The following is a 15,170-nucleotide window of genomic DNA, read 5'->3' as shown; positions in this document are numbered from 1 at the left end:
CCACTAGACGAAGGGGACACGCTGCTGGCATTACTGCCTGCTTTCACTCCCTGCGACGTTTCGCTGTGTGCTTTACGCTGCAAGTGGCGCGCATTCTATGGATGGTTCGTACAGGCGTCAACCCCTTTGTAGAAATTTATTTAAATCAATGACTTCCGGGTGGGTCGGGGTGCAGTTGCGGGCCGGCGTGTCGATATAGATGGAGGGGTGCCTGTACCGGCCTCTTCGCGGCTAAAGCCGCTCCCACAGGTACATCACTGCACTTGAGGCCTGTGATGTACCTGTGGGAGCGGCTTTAGCCGCGAAGAGGCCAGTGCAGGCATATAGCCGCTGTTCGTCTCCAGGCGAACTCACTACACTCAAGGGTGTAATTCTTCTTCAATGAGGCATTAACGGTGACACCACTTCTGATCACCCTGCTCATCGTGGCGGGTATCGCGTTGCTGATCGTGATCGGCTACCTCAACAACGTGGTCGAAAACGGCAAGCTCGAGCGCGCCCGGATGAAGGTCGAGCTGGCCGACCGCCTGCGCCGTTGTGGCGAAATCACCGAGACCTTCCCCGGCCAGTTCATGACCCCGGCGCTGAAGCTGCTGCTGACCCGCCTGGAGCTCAACCTGAACCAGCGTCAATTGGCGATGGACAAGCACAACGCCGGATTCAAGGCGCGTATAGCCGAACTGGAGGCGCTGATTGCACAAGGCGGGCAGATTCCGGTGAACAACCCGCCCAACCCGATCCAGACCGAGATCAAGGCCAAGGATGTGCGCTTCCTGCTCGAGGCTTTGCACAACCAGGTGACCCGCGCCGCCCAGGAGGGCTTCCTGCCCACGCCGGAGGCCAAGCAATGGGTCAAGGAAATCCGCCATATCTTGGTGCTGCTGCATATCGAGTTCTTCAACAACCTCGGCCAGCAGGCCCTGCAGAAGAACCAGCCAGGCCAGGCGCGCCTGGCTTTCGAGCGCGGCGTGCAGTACCTGCGCAAGCAGCCCGAGCCCAAGGTGTATGAAGAGCAGCTGACCTACCTGGAGAAGCTGCTGGCCCGGGCCAATGCCCAGGTGCTGGACCGCATGGCCCCGGCGGAGGATGAGCAGAATGAACTGACCCAGGGGCTCAAGACCGATGAAGAAGAGACCTGGAAGAAGAAAGTGATGTACGACTGATGCATTAACCTGTACTGGCCTCTTCGCGGCTAAAGCCGCTCCCACAGGGACCGCACCGTTCTCAGGCCTGGTGCAATCCCTGTGGGAGCGGCTTTAGCCGCGAAGAGGCCGGCACAGGCGCCACAACACTCAGCAGTCAGTCAGCTCCAGAAAAATCGCCGCCAACCGCTCCAGCCCCACCTGATCCGCCTCACTGAAGCGCCCAAGCTTCGGGCTGTCCAGGTCCAGCACACCAATCAACCTGCCCTCCTTCACCAGCGGGATCACCAGCTCGCTGTTGGACGCACTGTCACAGGCAATGTGGCCCGGGAACGCATGCACATCCTCTACCCGCTGGGTCTGCCGGGTGGCCGCAGCTGCTCCGCACACGCCCTTGCTGAACGGGATCCGCACGCACGCCACCTGGCCCTGGAACGGGCCCAGCACCAGTTCTTCGTTGCGATTGAGGTAGAACCCGGCCCAGTTCAGGTCGTCCACCTGGTTATAAAGAAATGCCGAAAACTGCGCGGCATTGGCGATGAAGTCACGCTCGTCGGCAAACAGCGCCTGCACTTGCGCAGCCAGCAGGTTGTAGCCGTCGAGGCCGGCGCCACTGGCATTGAGGTCGATCATTTACTTTTGCTCCAGCAATTGCAGCCCGACCCAGTAGCGGGCGAACTGATAGGCACAACGGCCATTACGGTTACCGCGGCCGGTGGCCCAGCGCACGGCGAGGATGTCGAGTTCTTCGCTGCGCTGCCAGGCCAGGCCGGCAGTTTGCGCGAGCTGGCCGATCCAATGCTCGACCACGTTCAGGAAATGCTCCTGGGTAAAGGGGTAGAACGACAGCCACAAGCCAAAACGGTCGGACAGGGCAATCTTGTCCTCCACCGCTTCGCTGGGGTGCAGCTCGCCGTCGACGCGCTTCCAGTTTTCGTTATCGCTCTCCTTCTCCGGCACCAGGTGGCGGCGGTTGGAGGTGGCGTACAGCAGCACGTTGTCCGGGGCCTGCTCGAGCGAGCCGTCGAGCACGCTCTTGAGCACCCGGTAGTCGCCCTCCCCGGCTTCGAACGAGAGGTCATCGCAGAACAGGATGAAGCGCTGCGGCAACTTCTGCAGCTGCTCGACCACACGCGGCAGGTCGGCCAGGTGGTCGCGCTCGATTTCGATCAGGCGCAGGCCGGCACCTGCGTGCTCGGCCAGCAGGGCGCGGACCAGCGACGACTTGCCGGTGCCGCGCGAGCCCCACAGCAGTGCATGGTTGGCCGGCATGCCGTTGATGAACTGATGGGTGTTGCGGCCCAGCTGGTCACGCTGCTGGTCGACGCCGATCAGGTCGCTGAGGCGGATATCCAGGCTGACTTCCAGCGGCAGCAGGTAGCCGCTACGGCCATCGCGCTGCCAGCGCGCTGCCAGGGTGGTGGCCCAGTCGATGTCCGGGCGCTGGGCCGGCAACAGGGGTTCGAGGCGGGCCAGTACCGATTCGGCGCGGTCCAGGAAAGCAATCAAGCGAGCGTCCATCAGGGCTCCTGCAAATTCAGATTCGGGGCTGCTGTGCCGGCCTCTTCGCGGCTAAAGCCGCTCCCACAGGTTTATCACCGCCCTGAGACCTGTGATGTACCTGTGGGAGCGGCTTTAGCCGCGAAGAGGCCGGCACAGCCAGTAGAACAATCAAGGCTGAATGTGTGACAGACCCACCAGCAGCCGGGGCTATTCGGCTATGCTTGCGCAGCGCAAGGGACGTGAAACCGGCTCGGGACACATGGATATCAAGTTCACCAATCGCCTGTCATACAAGCAAGCCCGGTTGACAGTCCTGGTCGGCTTCATCCTGGGAACATTGCTCAGTCTCATCCAGATCGGCATCGATTATGCCAGCGAAGACGCGTCCATCAACCGTGAAGTGCGTGCCTTGCTGCAAATCAGCCACAACCCGGCGTCGCGCATCGCCTACAACATCGACTCGGAACTGGCCCTGGAGCTGACTCGCGGCCTGCTGGAATCACCAGCGGTCGTTCGTGCGCGGCTGATCGACAACAACGAAACAGTGCTGGCCGACGTCGAACGGCCGCGCCTGGAGGACCGCTACCGGCCGCTCAGCGACTTCCTGTTCGGCGAGCAGCGCCAGTTCAAGGAACGCCTGTACCTGACCCACATGCCCGAGGAATACCTCGGCACCCTGTACCTGGAGGTAGACACCTATGCCTTCGGCAGCCGCTTTCTCGACCGTGCCGGCATCACCCTGCTCAACGGTTTCGCCCGCAGCCTGGTGCTGACCGGCATCCTCCTGGCCCTGTTCTACATGATGCTGACCAAGCCGCTGGTGACGGTGATCGGCGCGCTCAGTGGCAGTGACCCGCGCAAGCCCCGGCAAACCCGCGTGACCTGCCCGCACGGCCACGAACACGACGAGATCGGCGTGCTGGTGAGGGTTGCCAACCAGCAGTTCGTCAGCATGGCCACCGAGATCGAGCAGCGGCGCACCGCAGAAAACCGCCTGACCCAGTACCTCAACGAACTGGAAGATATCGTCTCGGCACGCACCAACGAGCTGAAGGCCAGCAACAGCAGCCTGAGCCTGTCCAACCAGGAGCTGGAAGAAGCCCGCCGCCGGGCGCTGGACATGGCCCAGGCGCGAGCCGCCTTCCTTGCCAACATGAGCCACGAAATCCGTACCCCGCTCAACGGCATGCTCGGCATGATCGCCCTTGCCCTGGACAGCCCGCTGCCCAGCGAGCAACGCCAGCAACTGGCGATTGCCCATGACTCGGGCAAGGTGCTGGTGGAGTTGCTCAACGATATTCTCGACCTGTCCAAGTTCGATGCCGGCCAGCTGGAGCTTGAGCGCATACCGTTCGACATGGGCTCGATGGTCGAGGACACCGCCAACCTGCTGTCGCAGAACACCGCGCAAAGCGTGGAGCTGACCTGCCTGATCGCCCGCGACTTCCCCAGCAGCGTACTCGGCGACCCCACACGGGTACGGCAGATCGTCAGCAACCTGCTGTCCAACGCCCTCAAGTTCACCCGCTTCGGCCGCGTGGATGTACGGCTGACGACCATTGTCGGCGGTGTGCGTCTGGAAGTGCGCGACACCGGCATCGGCATCCCCGAAGAAGCCCAGGCGCGGATCTTCCAGCCGTTCACCCAGGCCGGTGCCGGCATTACCCGCCAGTACGGCGGTACCGGCCTGGGCCTGGCGCTGACGCGCAACCTGTGCAAGGCCATGCAGGGCCACCTGCATATCAAGTCCGACCCGGGTTTCGGCAGCCGCTTCACCGCCGAGCTACCGCTGCCCGTGCACACCGAGGCCATCCCGCCAGCACCGTTGCACGGGCATGTGGCTGCGCTGAACGCGGCCGGCAGCGGGCTCGATGAACTGTTGCAGGACCTGCTGCCCGCCTGGGGCCTTGCCTACCAGCGCCATGACAGCAGCGCGGGGCTGGACGCCTCGGCCATCGACCTGCTGATCACCGACAGCCTGGACCAACTGTTCGAACTGCGCCCGGCGCTGAAAACACCGATCTTGCTGGTGACCGCCTACGGCAACTTCCTGCCCAGCGAACAGTCGGTTGCCCTGGCTCCTCTGCACCAACTGGCCCGGCCGCTGTCGCGCAACGCCCTGTACCAGACGTTGCGCCGCACCTTGCAGGGCCATGAGCCCGAACACCCGCTGGCCTCCCCAGCCATCACCCTGGAGCAAGGCCGCGCGCGCATTCTGCTGGTGGAGGACAACCCGGTGAACCAGCTGGTGGCAAAGGGCATGCTGGCCAAGCTCGGCTGCCAGGTGCAGCTGGCCACCCAGGGCGCCGAGGCCCTGGAGCTACTGGAACAGGACGAGTTCGACCTGGTGCTGATGGACTGCAACATGCCGGTGATGGACGGCTACGAGGCCAGCCGGCGCATCCGCCAGAGCGGCCGCTGGCCCGACCTGCCGATCGTCGCCCTCACCGCCAACGCCATGCCCGAAGAACGCGAGCGCTGCCGGGCAGCGGGCATGAACGACTACCTGGCCAAGCCGTTCCGCCGCGAAGAGCTGCTGGCACTGGTCGACCACTGGGTGCCCCTCAACGGCTGAGCAGGCGCTCGATGTCGGCTTCCAGGGCCTGCGGCTTGGTGGTGGGGGCGTAGCGCGTTACCTGGCCAGAGGCCGGGTCGACCAGGAACTTGGTGAAATTCCACTTGATCTTCTGGCTGCCCAGAATGCCCGGGGCGCGTTGTTTGAGCTCGGCGAACAGCGGGTGGCTGCCGGGGCCGTTGACCTCGACCTTGCGAAACAGCGGGAAACTCACGCCGAAGTTGCGCTCGCAGAACTGGGCAATTTCCCGTGCATCGCCCGGCTCCTGCTTGCCGAACTGGTTGCAGGGGAAGCCCAGCACCATCAGGCCGCGTGCGCGATAGGCCTGCCACAGTTGCTCCAGGCCCTTGTACTGCGGAGTAAAGCCGCACTGGCTGGCGGTATTGACCACCAGCAGCGCCTTGCCGGGGAAGTCGCCGAGCTTCTTGTGCTCGCCGCCCAGGGTCACGCAAGGGATGTCCAGTATCGATCCAGCCATGGTCGGGCTCCGGTCAGTCGCGCGGGCGCAGGTCGATGCACACCGAGTTGATGCAGTAGCGCAGGCCGGTCGGTGGCGGGCCGTCGGGGAACACGTGGCCCAGGTGCGCATCGCAGCGGGCACAGGTGACTTCGGTGCGGATCATGCCGTGGGAGGTGTCGCGGATCTCGATCATCGCGCTGTCCTCGATGGGTGCGTAGAAGCTCGGCCAGCCGCAGCCGGAATCGAACTTGGTCTGCGCATCGAACAGTGGCAGGCCGCAGCAGATGCAATGGTAGATGCCGTCGCGGCGCTCGCTGTTGTACTTGCCGCTGAACGGCCGCTCGGTGCCTTTGAGGCGGCACACCTGGTACTGCTCGGGGTCGAGCATCGACCGCCATTGTTCCAGGGTTTTCTCGATCTTTTGCATGTAGGGACCTCAGCAGGCTGAATTTCGCTGCGCACCGTCTTTTCCGGGGCGCGGGTGGCACGTATATTAGTTGGCTTCGTGTGCCAGGCGTTCAGTCTGGCACCCGCTTCCTGCCCTTTCAAACCTTTCGGCGGGGCGTAGCGCGTTTTCTCAATCGGGATCCCATCATGCAGTTCAGCAAATCGAACAAGCTCGCCAATGTCTGCTACGACATTCGCGGCCCAGTGCTCAAGCACGCCAAACGCCTGGAGGAGGAAGGCCACCGCATCCTCAAGCTGAACATCGGCAACCCGGCGCCGTTTGGCTTCGAGGCGCCTGACGAAATCCTCCAGGATGTGATCCGCAACCTGCCCACCGCGCAGGGCTACAGCGATTCCAAGGGCCTGTTCAGCGCGCGCAAGGCGGTGATGCAGTACTGCCAGCAAAAGGGCATCGAAGGCGTCACCATCGAGGACATCTACCTCGGCAATGGCGTGTCCGAACTGATCGTCATGTCGATGCAGGCGCTGCTCAACAACGGCGACGAAGTGCTGATCCCGGCCCCCGACTACCCGCTGTGGACCGCCGCCGTGAGCCTGGCCGGTGGCAAGCCGGTGCACTACCTGTGCGACGAGCAGGCCGACTGGTTCCCCGACCTTGAGGACATCAAGGCCAAGATCACCCCGAACACCAAGGCCCTGGTGATCATCAACCCGAACAACCCGACCGGCGCGGTGTACTCCAAAGAACTGCTGCTGGGCATGCTGGAACTGGCCCGCCAGCACAACCTGGTGGTGTTCTCCGACGAGATCTACGACAAGATCCTGTACGACGAAGCCGTGCACATCAGCACCGCCTCGCTGGCCCCCGACCTGCTGTGCCTGACCTTCAACGGCCTGTCCAAGTCGTACCGGGTGGCGGGCTTCCGTTCCGGCTGGCTGATCATTTCCGGGCCCAAGCACCACGCGCAAAGCTACATCGAAGGCATCGACATGCTGGCCAACATGCGCCTGTGCGCCAACGTGCCGGCCCAGCATGCCATCCAGACCGCGCTGGGCGGCTACCAGAGCATCAACGACCTGGTGCTGCCACCAGGCCGCCTGCTGGAGCAGCGCAATCGCACCTACGAGCTGCTGAACGACATCCCGGGCGTGAGCTGCGTGAAGCCGATGGGTGCGCTGTATGCATTCCCGCGGATCGACCCGAAAGTGTGCCCGATCCTCAACGACGAGAAGTTCGCCCTTGACCTGCTGCTGTCGGAGAAGCTGCTGATCGTTCAGGGGACGGCGTTCAACTGGCCGTGGCCGGACCACTTCCGTGTGGTGACCTTGCCGCGGGTGGATGACCTGGAGGCGGCGATTGGCCGGATCGGGAATTTCCTGCGGACTTATTCGCAGTAAGTGAAGGCCTCTTCGCAGCACAAGGCTGCTCCTACAGGAGAACGAATACCCCTGTAGGAGCAGCCTTGTGCTGCGAATGGGCTGCAACGCAGCCCCAAAAACCCCACAGGATGTTTCTTACATCCTGCAACGCTCTATCCCACAGCCCCCACGCCATCCTCTGCCATACTCCGCCGTACACAGTTTGAAATAGTCGCCCGATTGAATCGGCACGGCCGGCACCTTATATACCCCGCAGTAAGCGACAACTCATCCGTCAGGAGAACGTAACAACCATGATGCGCATTCTGTTGTTTGTAGCCACCAACCTTGCGGTGGTGCTGGTTGCAAGCATTACCCTGAGCCTGTTCGGTTTCAACGGGTTCATGGCCGCCAACGGGGTCGACCTGAACCTCAGCAGCCTGCTGGTGTTCTGCGCCGTGTTCGGTTTTGCCGGCTCCCTCGTCTCGCTGTTCATCTCCAAGTGGATGGCGAAGATGACCACCGGTACCCAGATCATCAGCCAGCCGCGCACCCGCCACGAGCAGTGGCTGCTGCAAACGGTCGAAGAGCTGTCTCGTGAAGCAGGCATCAAGATGCCCGAAGTGGGTATTTTCCCGGCATACGAGGCCAACGCCTTCGCCACCGGCTGGAACCGCAACGACGCACTGGTCGCCGTGTCCCAGGGCCTGCTGGAGCGTTTCTCGCCCGATGAAGTGCGCGCAGTGCTGGCCCACGAAATCGGCCACGTGGCCAACGGCGACATGGTCACCCTGGCGCTGGTGCAGGGCGTGGTGAACACCTTCGTGATGTTCTTCGCGCGCATCATCGGCAACTTCGTCGACAAGGTGATCTTCAAGAACGAAGAAGGCCAGGGCATTGCCTACTACGTGGCGACCATCGTTGCCGAGCTGATCCTGGGCATTCTGGCCAGCATGATCGTGATGTGGTTCTCGCGCCGCCGCGAATACCGCGCCGACGAAGCCGGCGCACAGCTGGCCGGTACCGCGGCGATGATCGGCGCCCTGCAGCGCCTGCGCGTGGAGCAAGGCCTGCCGGTGCACATGCCAGACACCATGAAGGCCTTCGGCATCAATGGTGGCCTGAAGCACGGCCTGGCCGGGCTGCTGATGAGCCACCCGCCGCTGGAAGACCGTATCGAGGCCCTGCGCCGTCGCGGTTGATCCAACCGGTAAGCGGAAAGGGCGACTTCGGTCGCCCTTTTTTGTACACCTGTGCCGGCCTCTTCGCGGGTAAACCCGCTCACACAGGGATCCCGCAATCTTCAGGCCTGTGGTATTCCTGTGGGAGCGGGTTCACCCGCGAAAGGGCCGGTGCAGGCTACACACTTGTCAGCGGCTGACGCGGTAAACCCGCTCCAGCAAACTCGATACCCCAGCCTGCAAAAACTTCGGGCTCTCCTCAATCACTTCGACAACCTCCAGCTCATCCACCTGCCAGCCGGCAAACCCCTTCCGCAGCTCTTCATCCCCAACCGAAAACGGCGGCCCGCCCAGCAAAGCCTGGTCGTAATCCAGAGTCACCACCACCCCCTGGCAACTCACCGGCAGCAAACCCGACAACAGCTGCATGTAAGCCCCACGCATCTGCGGCGGCAAGGCAATCACCGCAGCCCGGTCATAAAGCCCCGAGCAGTCCCCGATATCCTCTGCCTGCAACGCAAAGATATCCCCACACCAGAGCTCTACGTCACCGCTGCGCCAAACCTCGAAAGCCCCCCGCTGCCCCACCTCGGCCTGTAGCCCATGCTCGCGGAAGAATGCCTCCACCGCCCGCCGCGACAGCTCTACGCCCAACACGCGATACCCCTGCCCGGCCAGCCAGGCCAGGTCGAGGCTCTTGCCGCACAACGGCACCAGCACACGGCTGCCCGGCACCAGGCCAAGCGTTGGCCAATACTTCTGCAGATAAGGGTTCACCTGCGCCTGGTGAAAGCCGATCTGGTTGTCGGCCCACCGCTGCTGCCAGAACGCTGGCTCCATGATCACTCCCGATTTTTAGATGGTTTGTCGGTAAAAGTTGGTTTGGATTTCGATCTGTGGTTGATCGAAGATGATTGCATCTTAACCGTCAGGACCCCGTCATGCTGCCCAGCCTGTTCATTTCCCATGGTTCCCCCATGCTTGCCCTGCAACCCGGCGCCAGCGGGCCGGCGCTGGCACGGCTGGCCAACACCTTGCCCCGGCCGAAAGCGATAGTGGTGGTGTCGGCGCACTGGGAAAGCCGCGAACTGCTGGTTACCGGCAGCACACGACCAGAGACCTGGCATGATTTCTACGGCTTCCCACCGGCGCTGTATGCGGTGCAATACCCGGCGCCAGGTGACCCCACCCTTGCCGGCCAAGTCAGTGAACTGCTGCAGGCTGCCGGGCTGCCAGCCCGACTGGACGCGCAGCGGCCATTCGACCATGGCGCCTGGGTACCGCTGTCGCTGATGTACCCGGATGCGAGCATTCCGGTGGTGCAGGTTTCACTGCCCAGCCACATGGGGCCGGCGCTGCAGGTCAAGGTGGGCCAGGCGCTGGCGGGGTTGCGTGGCGAGGGTGTGCTGCTGATTGGTTCGGGCAGCATTACCCATAACCTGGGCGAGCTGGACTGGCATGCCGGGCCGGATGTGATCGAACCTTGGGCGCTGGCATTCAGGGATTGGGTGGTTGAAAAGCTTAGGGCGGATGATCAGGAAGCGTTGCTAGGTTATCGGCAGCAGGCACCGTTTGCGGTGCGTAACCATCCCAGTGATGAACATTTGCTGCCGCTGTTCTTTGCCTTGGGGGCTGGCGGCAAGTTCGGGGTGGTGCACCAAGGGTTCACCTTGGGGGCACTGGGGATGGACATTTATCGGTTCGGCTGACGGGCCTCTTCGCGGGCTTGCCCGCTCCCACAGGGTCTCCACAGATTTCAAGGCTTGTACTGTACCTGTGGGAGCGGGTTTACCCGCGAAAGGGCCGGCACAGGCAAAAAAATCCCCAGCCAAGGCCGGGGATTTTTTTATTGCGCCAGGATCAATCCTCGCGGTAGCGACGCAGCTTCAGCTGCTTGCCAGCCACGCGGGTGTCCTTGAGCTTGGACAGCAGCTTTTCAAGGCCATCTTCCGGCAGCTCGACCAGGCTGAAGCTATCACGCACCTGGATGCGGCCGATGGCGTCACGGGCCAGGCCACCTTCGTTGAGGATCGCGCCCAGCAGGTTCTTGGCAGCGATGCCGTCACGGGCACCCAGGGCAGTACGGCAACGCACACGGCCTTCAGCCAGCGGCAATGGCGCACGACGCTCGCGGTCACCACGCTCAGGGCGCTCGCCACGCTCACCACGCTCGGTACGCTCACCACGCGGGGCGAAGCTCGGCACCAGTGGCTGCTCACGCTCTACCGCAGCCAGGTCCAGCGCCTGGCCATTGGTGGCCTTGCGCAGCAGGGCCGAAGCAAGGGCGCGGGCACTGCAACCCAGGTCGTTGGTCAGGCGGTCGAACAGGTCACCATGGGTGGCTTCTGCTTCGGCTACCAGCGGCGCCAGGCTGTTGGTCAGCTTCTTGATGCGGGCGTCCAGCACGGCCTGGGCATTCGGCAGGCGGGCTTCGGCAACTTTCTGCCCGGTTACGCGCTCGATCACCTGCAGCATGCGGCGCTCACGCGGGGTGACCAGCAGCAGTGCACGGCCTTCGCGACCGGCACGGCCGGTACGGCCGATACGGTGTACGTAGGACTCCGGATCGTACGGCATATCGACGTTGAACACGTGAGTGATACGCGGTACGTCCAGGCCACGGGCAGCGACGTCGGTAGCGACAACGATGTCCAGGCGGCCATCCTTGAGCGAGTCGATCACGCGCTCACGCTGGTTCTGGGCGATGTCGCCGTTCAGCGCGGCAGCCTTGTAACCCTTGGCTTCCAGCGCAGAGGCCAGGTCCAGGGTGGCTTGCTTGGTACGCACGAAGGCGATCAGCGCGTCGAACTCTTCCACTTCCAGCAGACGCAGCACAGCCGGGATTTTCTGGTCGGCGTGGACCATCAGGTGGGCCTGGTCGATCGCGGTAACGGTCTGGGTCTTGCTCTGGATCTTGACGTGCTTGGGTTCGCGCAGGTGACGTTCAGCAATCGAGCGGATCGACGACGGCAGGGTGGCGGAGAACAGCACGGTCTGGCGGCTGGCCGGGATGGCATCGAAGATCACTTCGAGGTCGTCCATGAAGCCCAGCTTGAGCATCTCGTCGGCTTCGTCCAGTACCAGGTACTGCACGGTCGACAGGACTTTTTCGTCACGACGCAGGTGGTCGCACAGGCGGCCCGGGGTGGCCACGACGATTTGCGCGCCGTTACGGATCGCACGCAGCTGTGGGCCCATCGGGGCACCACCGTAGACGGCGACCACGTTCACGCCCGGCATCTGCTTGGCGTAGGTTTCGAAAGCGGTAGCAACTTGCAGCGCCAACTCACGGGTTGGCGCCAGGATCAGGGCTTGCGGTTCGCGCTTGCTCACATCGATCTTGTTGAGGATCGGCAGGGCGAAGGCAGCGGTCTTGCCGGTGCCAGTCTGCGCCTGGCCGATCATGTCGTGACCGGCGAGGATGATCGGGATCGATTGTTGCTGAATGGCGGACGGCTCTTCGTAGCCGGTCGCCAGAACGGCAGCAACAATATTCGGATTGAGATCGAGAGCGGCGAAGCCGCCGGTTTCCTGGGTCATGGGTCTGCCTCTAGGTGCATCCGCAAAGACCCATGCTCCAAAGCTGCACAAGCCATGAAAGACCGACAGGTCACCCAGGCAGCTTTGGCGGCGGGGATTTGCGAAAACGATTGAAAAAGAAAACGTGGGAAAGTCCGCCTAGCGGACGTGCAGCCGAAGCTGGACTCGGAGGGTTTGCACCACCTGATTTTGCGGTCCGCTAAAAGACCGGCGCGTACTATACCCGAAATAGTGCGGGTACGTGAGGAATATTTTCAGGGTGTCCGGCCAGTATCAGGCCATCAGCAATATGCGGCTGAAACGATTCCAGTCTGCGATACCGCGTCGCCTGATTCGCGGGCACGCCCGCTCCCACAGGTACAGCGTTTCCCTCAGGTCCATGATATCCCTGTGGGAGCGGGTTTACCCGCGAATCAGGCGACGCGGTATTCAGGTAGCCGGCCGGATCTCGCGGATCAGCCCCTCGAGGCTGTACCCCAGACGCGGCGCCAGCGCCTCGGCACGGGCCCTCAGCCCATCCAGGTCCAGTGTCTGCTCCAGGTCCGACGGCACCAGCAGGATCACATTGCCCTCCTTCACCGGCAGCTCCCAGTAATGCCGGTGGTACAACCCGCGCAGCAACGCCGCGCCCAGCGGCTTGCCGTCGTCGGTGGCCCACTGATTGATCACCAGCCACCCCCCCGGGTTCAGCTGTTGCTGGCAGTTTTCCAGGAAGTTCCACGCCAGGTGGCCCACCCCCGGCCCATGGTCGGTGTACAGGTCGACGAACAGCAGGTCGGCCTTCTCGGCCGTGGGCAACAGCTCCAGGGCATCGCCGATGCGTACATACAGCCGCGGGTCGTCGTCCAGGCCCAGATACTCCATGGCCAGACGCGGTACGTCCGGGCGCAGCTCGATGGCCTCGATATCGTCCAGCGGCAGGAACTTCATGCAGGCCTGGGTCAGCGTGCCGGCACCCAGGCCGAGAAACAGCGCGCTCTCCGGCTGCTCGTGGCACAACGCGCCCACCAGCATGGCCCGGGTATAGTCGTACTCCAGCCAGCTGGGGTCGGCCGTGAACACGCAGCTCTGCTCGATCGCATCGCCGAACTCCAGAAAGCGGTAGTCGTCGACTTCATACACGCTGATGACGCCAAAGGCGTCCTCCACCCGTGCCAGTAGCCGCTCTTGCCGTTCCGCCGCCATGCTCACCACCCACCCGCGCAAAAACGCGCATTGTCCGCCAACACCCTCGATGCAACAAGCGCAGCGCCAACTGTTACCATGGCCCATAGCCTACAACCGACAAGACCGAGCCCGAGATGAACCAACCGTGGAGCCCCGACAGCTGGCGCGCCCTGCCGATCCAGCAGCAACCGACCTACCCCGATGCCGCGCACCTGCTGAAGGTCGAACAGACGCTGGCCAGCTACCCGCCGCTGGTGTTCGCGGGCGAGGCACGCGAGTTGCGCCGGCAGTTCGCCGAGGTCACCGAAGGCCGCGCTTTCCTGCTGCAGGGTGGCGACTGCGCCGAGAGCTTCGCCGAGTTCTCGGCGGCTAAAATCCGCGACACCTTCAAGGTGCTGCTGCAGATGGCCATTGTCATGACCTTCGCCGCCGGCTGCCCGGTGGTCAAGGTCGGGCGCATGGCCGGGCAGTTCGCCAAGCCGCGCTCGTCGGGCGATGAAACCATCGGCGACATCACCCTGCCCGCCTACCGTGGCGACATCGTCAACGGCATCGGCTTCGACGCGAAAAGCCGCATTCCCGACCCGGAGCGCCTGCTGCAGGCCTACCACCAGGCCACCGCCAGCCTCAACCTGCTGCGCGCCTTCGCCCAGGGCGGGTTTGCCGACCTGCACCAGGTGCACAAGTGGAACCTGGACTTCATCGCCAACTCGGCGCTGGCCGACAAGTACCACCAGCTGGCCAACCGCATCGACGAAACCCTGGCATTCATGCGTGCCTGCGGCCTGGACAGCGCGCCACAGCTGCGCGAAACCAGCTTCTTCACCGCCCACGAAGCGCTGCTGCTGAATTATGAAGAAGCCTTCGTGCGCCAGGACAGCCTGACCGGTGATTACTACGACTGCTCGGCGCACATGCTGTGGATCGGCGACCGCACCCGCCAGCTGGACGGTGCCCATGTGGAGTTCCTGCGCGGCGTGCACAACCCGATCGGGGTCAAGGTTGGCCCGAGCATGAACCCTGAAGAACTGATTCGCCTGATCGACACGCTGAACCCGGCCAACGACCCCGGGCGCCTGAACCTGATCGTGCGCATGGGCGCCGGCAAGGTCGGCGACCACCTGCCGGGGCTGATCCGCACCGTCGAGCGCGAAGGGCGCAAGGTGTTGTGGAGTTCCGACCCGATGCACGGCAATACCATAAAGGCCAGCAGCGGCTACAAGACCCGCGACTTTGCGCAGATCCTGGACGAGGTGAAGCAGTTCTTCCAGGTGCACCAGGCCGAGGGCAGCCATGCCGGCGGCATCCACATCGAGATGACCGGACAGAACGTCACCGAATGCATCGGCGGCGCCCGGCCGATCACCGAAGATGCGCTGTCCGACCGGTATCACACCCACTGCGACCCGCGCATGAATGCCGACCAGTCCCTGGAGCTGGCATTCCTGATTGCCGAAACCCTCAAGCAGGTGCGGCGCTGAGCGCTTTTCGCTTTTCGCTTTTGATCTTGCTTCTAAGCGCGCGATAGTTCAGGCGCCGCCGATTGCGACTTCAGGAGGCCGAGCGAAGGGACTGCGGAGGGAGGTGACGGGCATAGATGCCCGTCAAGCGCTGAGGCGCCATGGATGGGGCCTGCAGCGCGTACTCCCGGGAGCAGGCCCGTAGCGAGGGGACCCCGGAGCGCAGCGTAGGGGCCGCATGAGGGGAGGGGACGGTTTTTGGTTCCTTTTTGCCACGACAAAAAGGGCCCCGCCGTAAGGGCGGAAGGGTGAGCCAGCGTCGCCATCGCAAACGGACTGTTCGCCCTATCAAAACCGGCGCTTAAGCTTTTTGGC

Annotated in this window: 12 protein-coding genes and 1 pseudogene; 6 read left to right on the top strand and 7 right to left on the bottom strand. The window is 63.4% G+C overall.

What is annotated here, in order from left to right; translation table 11 throughout:
- The first annotated feature begins 395 nt into the window (after positions 1-395).
- The gene (locus JV551A3_RS10315; protein WP_133970722.1) at positions 396-1,163 is read left to right on the top strand and encodes a hypothetical protein; all 768 of its coding nucleotides are present in this window, start codon (positions 396-398) and stop codon (positions 1,161-1,163) included.
- Positions 1,164-1,292: 129 nt separating this feature from the next.
- On the opposite strand, the gene JV551A3_RS10310 is transcribed toward JV551A3_RS10315, so the two are convergent.
- Both JV551A3_RS10310 and JV551A3_RS10305 read right to left on the bottom strand, forming a co-directional pair.
- A complete protein-coding gene (locus tag JV551A3_RS10310; protein WP_003260813.1) occupies positions 1,293-1,775 on the bottom strand; it encodes a GAF domain-containing protein in 483 nt (160 codons plus the stop codon).
- Positions 1,776-2,663 (bottom strand): ATP-binding protein, encoded by an 888-nt coding sequence (locus tag JV551A3_RS10305; RefSeq protein ID WP_112251865.1) that lies wholly within the window; start codon positions 2,661-2,663, stop codon positions 1,776-1,778.
- A 199-nt stretch (positions 2,664-2,862) separates the two neighbouring features.
- On the opposite strand from JV551A3_RS10305, the gene JV551A3_RS10300 reads away from it, so the two are divergent.
- Positions 2,863-5,220 carry a hybrid sensor histidine kinase/response regulator gene (locus JV551A3_RS10300; RefSeq protein WP_133970721.1) on the top strand — a complete coding sequence of 786 codons (2,358 nt, stop codon included), beginning with the start codon at positions 2,863-2,865 and terminating at the stop codon, positions 5,218-5,220.
- Here JV551A3_RS10300 and JV551A3_RS10295 read toward each other — a convergent pair.
- Both JV551A3_RS10295 and msrB read right to left on the bottom strand, forming a co-directional pair.
- Positions 5,210-5,698 carry a glutathione peroxidase gene (locus JV551A3_RS10295; protein ID WP_133970720.1) on the bottom strand — a complete coding sequence of 163 codons (489 nt, stop codon included), beginning with the start codon at positions 5,696-5,698 and terminating at the stop codon, positions 5,210-5,212. The two genes, JV551A3_RS10300 and JV551A3_RS10295, sit on opposite strands and share 11 nt — an antisense overlap.
- 13 nt (positions 5,699-5,711) lie before the next feature.
- Positions 5,712-6,107, bottom strand: a complete 396-nt coding sequence (msrB, locus tag JV551A3_RS10290) for a peptide-methionine (R)-S-oxide reductase MsrB (protein ID WP_112251862.1) — start codon at positions 6,105-6,107, stop codon at positions 5,712-5,714.
- A 167-nt stretch (positions 6,108-6,274) separates the two neighbouring features.
- Between msrB and JV551A3_RS10285 the strand changes: the two genes are divergently transcribed.
- Positions 6,275-7,486 carry a pyridoxal phosphate-dependent aminotransferase gene (locus tag JV551A3_RS10285; RefSeq protein WP_133970719.1) on the top strand — a complete coding sequence of 404 codons (1,212 nt, stop codon included), beginning with the start codon at positions 6,275-6,277 and terminating at the stop codon, positions 7,484-7,486.
- Between the two features lie 275 nt (positions 7,487-7,761).
- Positions 7,762-8,649, top strand: coding sequence for a protease HtpX (gene htpX, locus JV551A3_RS10280; protein ID WP_003259721.1), 888 nt, complete (start codon positions 7,762-7,764; stop codon positions 8,647-8,649).
- Positions 8,650-8,817: 168 nt separating this feature from the next.
- Here htpX and JV551A3_RS10275 read toward each other — a convergent pair whose 3' ends face one another.
- Positions 8,818-9,468, bottom strand: coding sequence for a thiopurine S-methyltransferase (locus JV551A3_RS10275; RefSeq protein WP_133970718.1), 651 nt, complete (start codon positions 9,466-9,468; stop codon positions 8,818-8,820).
- Between the two features lie 101 nt (positions 9,469-9,569).
- On the opposite strand from JV551A3_RS10275, the gene JV551A3_RS10270 reads away from it, so the two are divergent.
- Entirely contained in the window at positions 9,570-10,337 is a 768-nt protein-coding gene (locus tag JV551A3_RS10270) for a DODA-type extradiol aromatic ring-opening family dioxygenase (protein ID WP_133970717.1), read from the top strand.
- Positions 10,338-10,488: 151 nt separating this feature from the next.
- Here the strand turns inward: JV551A3_RS10270 and JV551A3_RS10265 are convergent.
- Together JV551A3_RS10265 and JV551A3_RS10260 are read right to left on the bottom strand one after the other, a co-directional pair.
- A pseudogene (locus tag JV551A3_RS10265) lies at positions 10,489-12,202 on the bottom strand (DEAD/DEAH box helicase).
- A gap of 395 nt (positions 12,203-12,597) precedes the next feature.
- Positions 12,598-13,353 carry a spermidine synthase gene (locus tag JV551A3_RS10260; RefSeq protein WP_133970716.1) on the bottom strand — a complete coding sequence of 252 codons (756 nt, stop codon included), beginning with the start codon at positions 13,351-13,353 and terminating at the stop codon, positions 12,598-12,600.
- 116 nt (positions 13,354-13,469) lie between these two features.
- On the opposite strand from JV551A3_RS10260, the gene JV551A3_RS10255 reads away from it, so the two are divergent.
- Positions 13,470-14,816: a class II 3-deoxy-7-phosphoheptulonate synthase gene (locus JV551A3_RS10255; protein WP_003247094.1), complete on the top strand. Its 1,347-nt coding sequence runs from the start codon at positions 13,470-13,472 to the stop codon at positions 14,814-14,816.
- The last annotated feature ends 354 nt before the right edge of the window (positions 14,817-15,170 follow it).

The organism is Pseudomonas inefficax, assembly GCF_900277125.1.
GTDB lineage: Bacteria > Pseudomonadota > Gammaproteobacteria > Pseudomonadales > Pseudomonadaceae > Aquipseudomonas > Aquipseudomonas inefficax.
Note: the sequence above shows the minus strand (reverse complement) of the source record. Positions and strands in the feature narration are given on the sequence as shown.

Excerpts from the sequence above, each read along its gene's own strand:
- JV551A3_RS10310 (WP_003260813.1), bottom strand. The coding sequence starts at position 1,775 with ATGATCGACCTCAATGCCAGTGGCGCCGGCCTCGACGGCTACAACCTG.
- JV551A3_RS10305 (WP_112251865.1), bottom strand. The coding sequence starts at position 2,663 with ATGGACGCTCGCTTGATTGCTTTCCTGGACCGCGCCGAATCGGTACTG.
- JV551A3_RS10300 (WP_133970721.1), top strand. The coding sequence starts at position 2,863 with ATGCTTGCGCAGCGCAAGGGACGTGAAACCGGCTCGGGACACATGGAT.
- JV551A3_RS10295 (WP_133970720.1), bottom strand. The coding sequence starts at position 5,698 with ATGGCTGGATCGATACTGGACATCCCTTGCGTGACCCTGGGCGGCGAG.
- msrB (WP_112251862.1), bottom strand. The coding sequence starts at position 6,107 with ATGCAAAAGATCGAGAAAACCCTGGAACAATGGCGGTCGATGCTCGAC.
- JV551A3_RS10285 (WP_133970719.1), top strand. The coding sequence starts at position 6,275 with ATGCAGTTCAGCAAATCGAACAAGCTCGCCAATGTCTGCTACGACATT.
- htpX (WP_003259721.1), top strand. The coding sequence starts at position 7,762 with ATGATGCGCATTCTGTTGTTTGTAGCCACCAACCTTGCGGTGGTGCTG.
- JV551A3_RS10275 (WP_133970718.1), bottom strand. The coding sequence starts at position 9,468 with ATGGAGCCAGCGTTCTGGCAGCAGCGGTGGGCCGACAACCAGATCGGC.
- JV551A3_RS10270 (WP_133970717.1), top strand. The coding sequence starts at position 9,570 with ATGCTGCCCAGCCTGTTCATTTCCCATGGTTCCCCCATGCTTGCCCTG.
- JV551A3_RS10260 (WP_133970716.1), bottom strand. The coding sequence starts at position 13,353 with ATGGCGGCGGAACGGCAAGAGCGGCTACTGGCACGGGTGGAGGACGCC.
- JV551A3_RS10255 (WP_003247094.1), top strand. The coding sequence starts at position 13,470 with ATGAACCAACCGTGGAGCCCCGACAGCTGGCGCGCCCTGCCGATCCAG.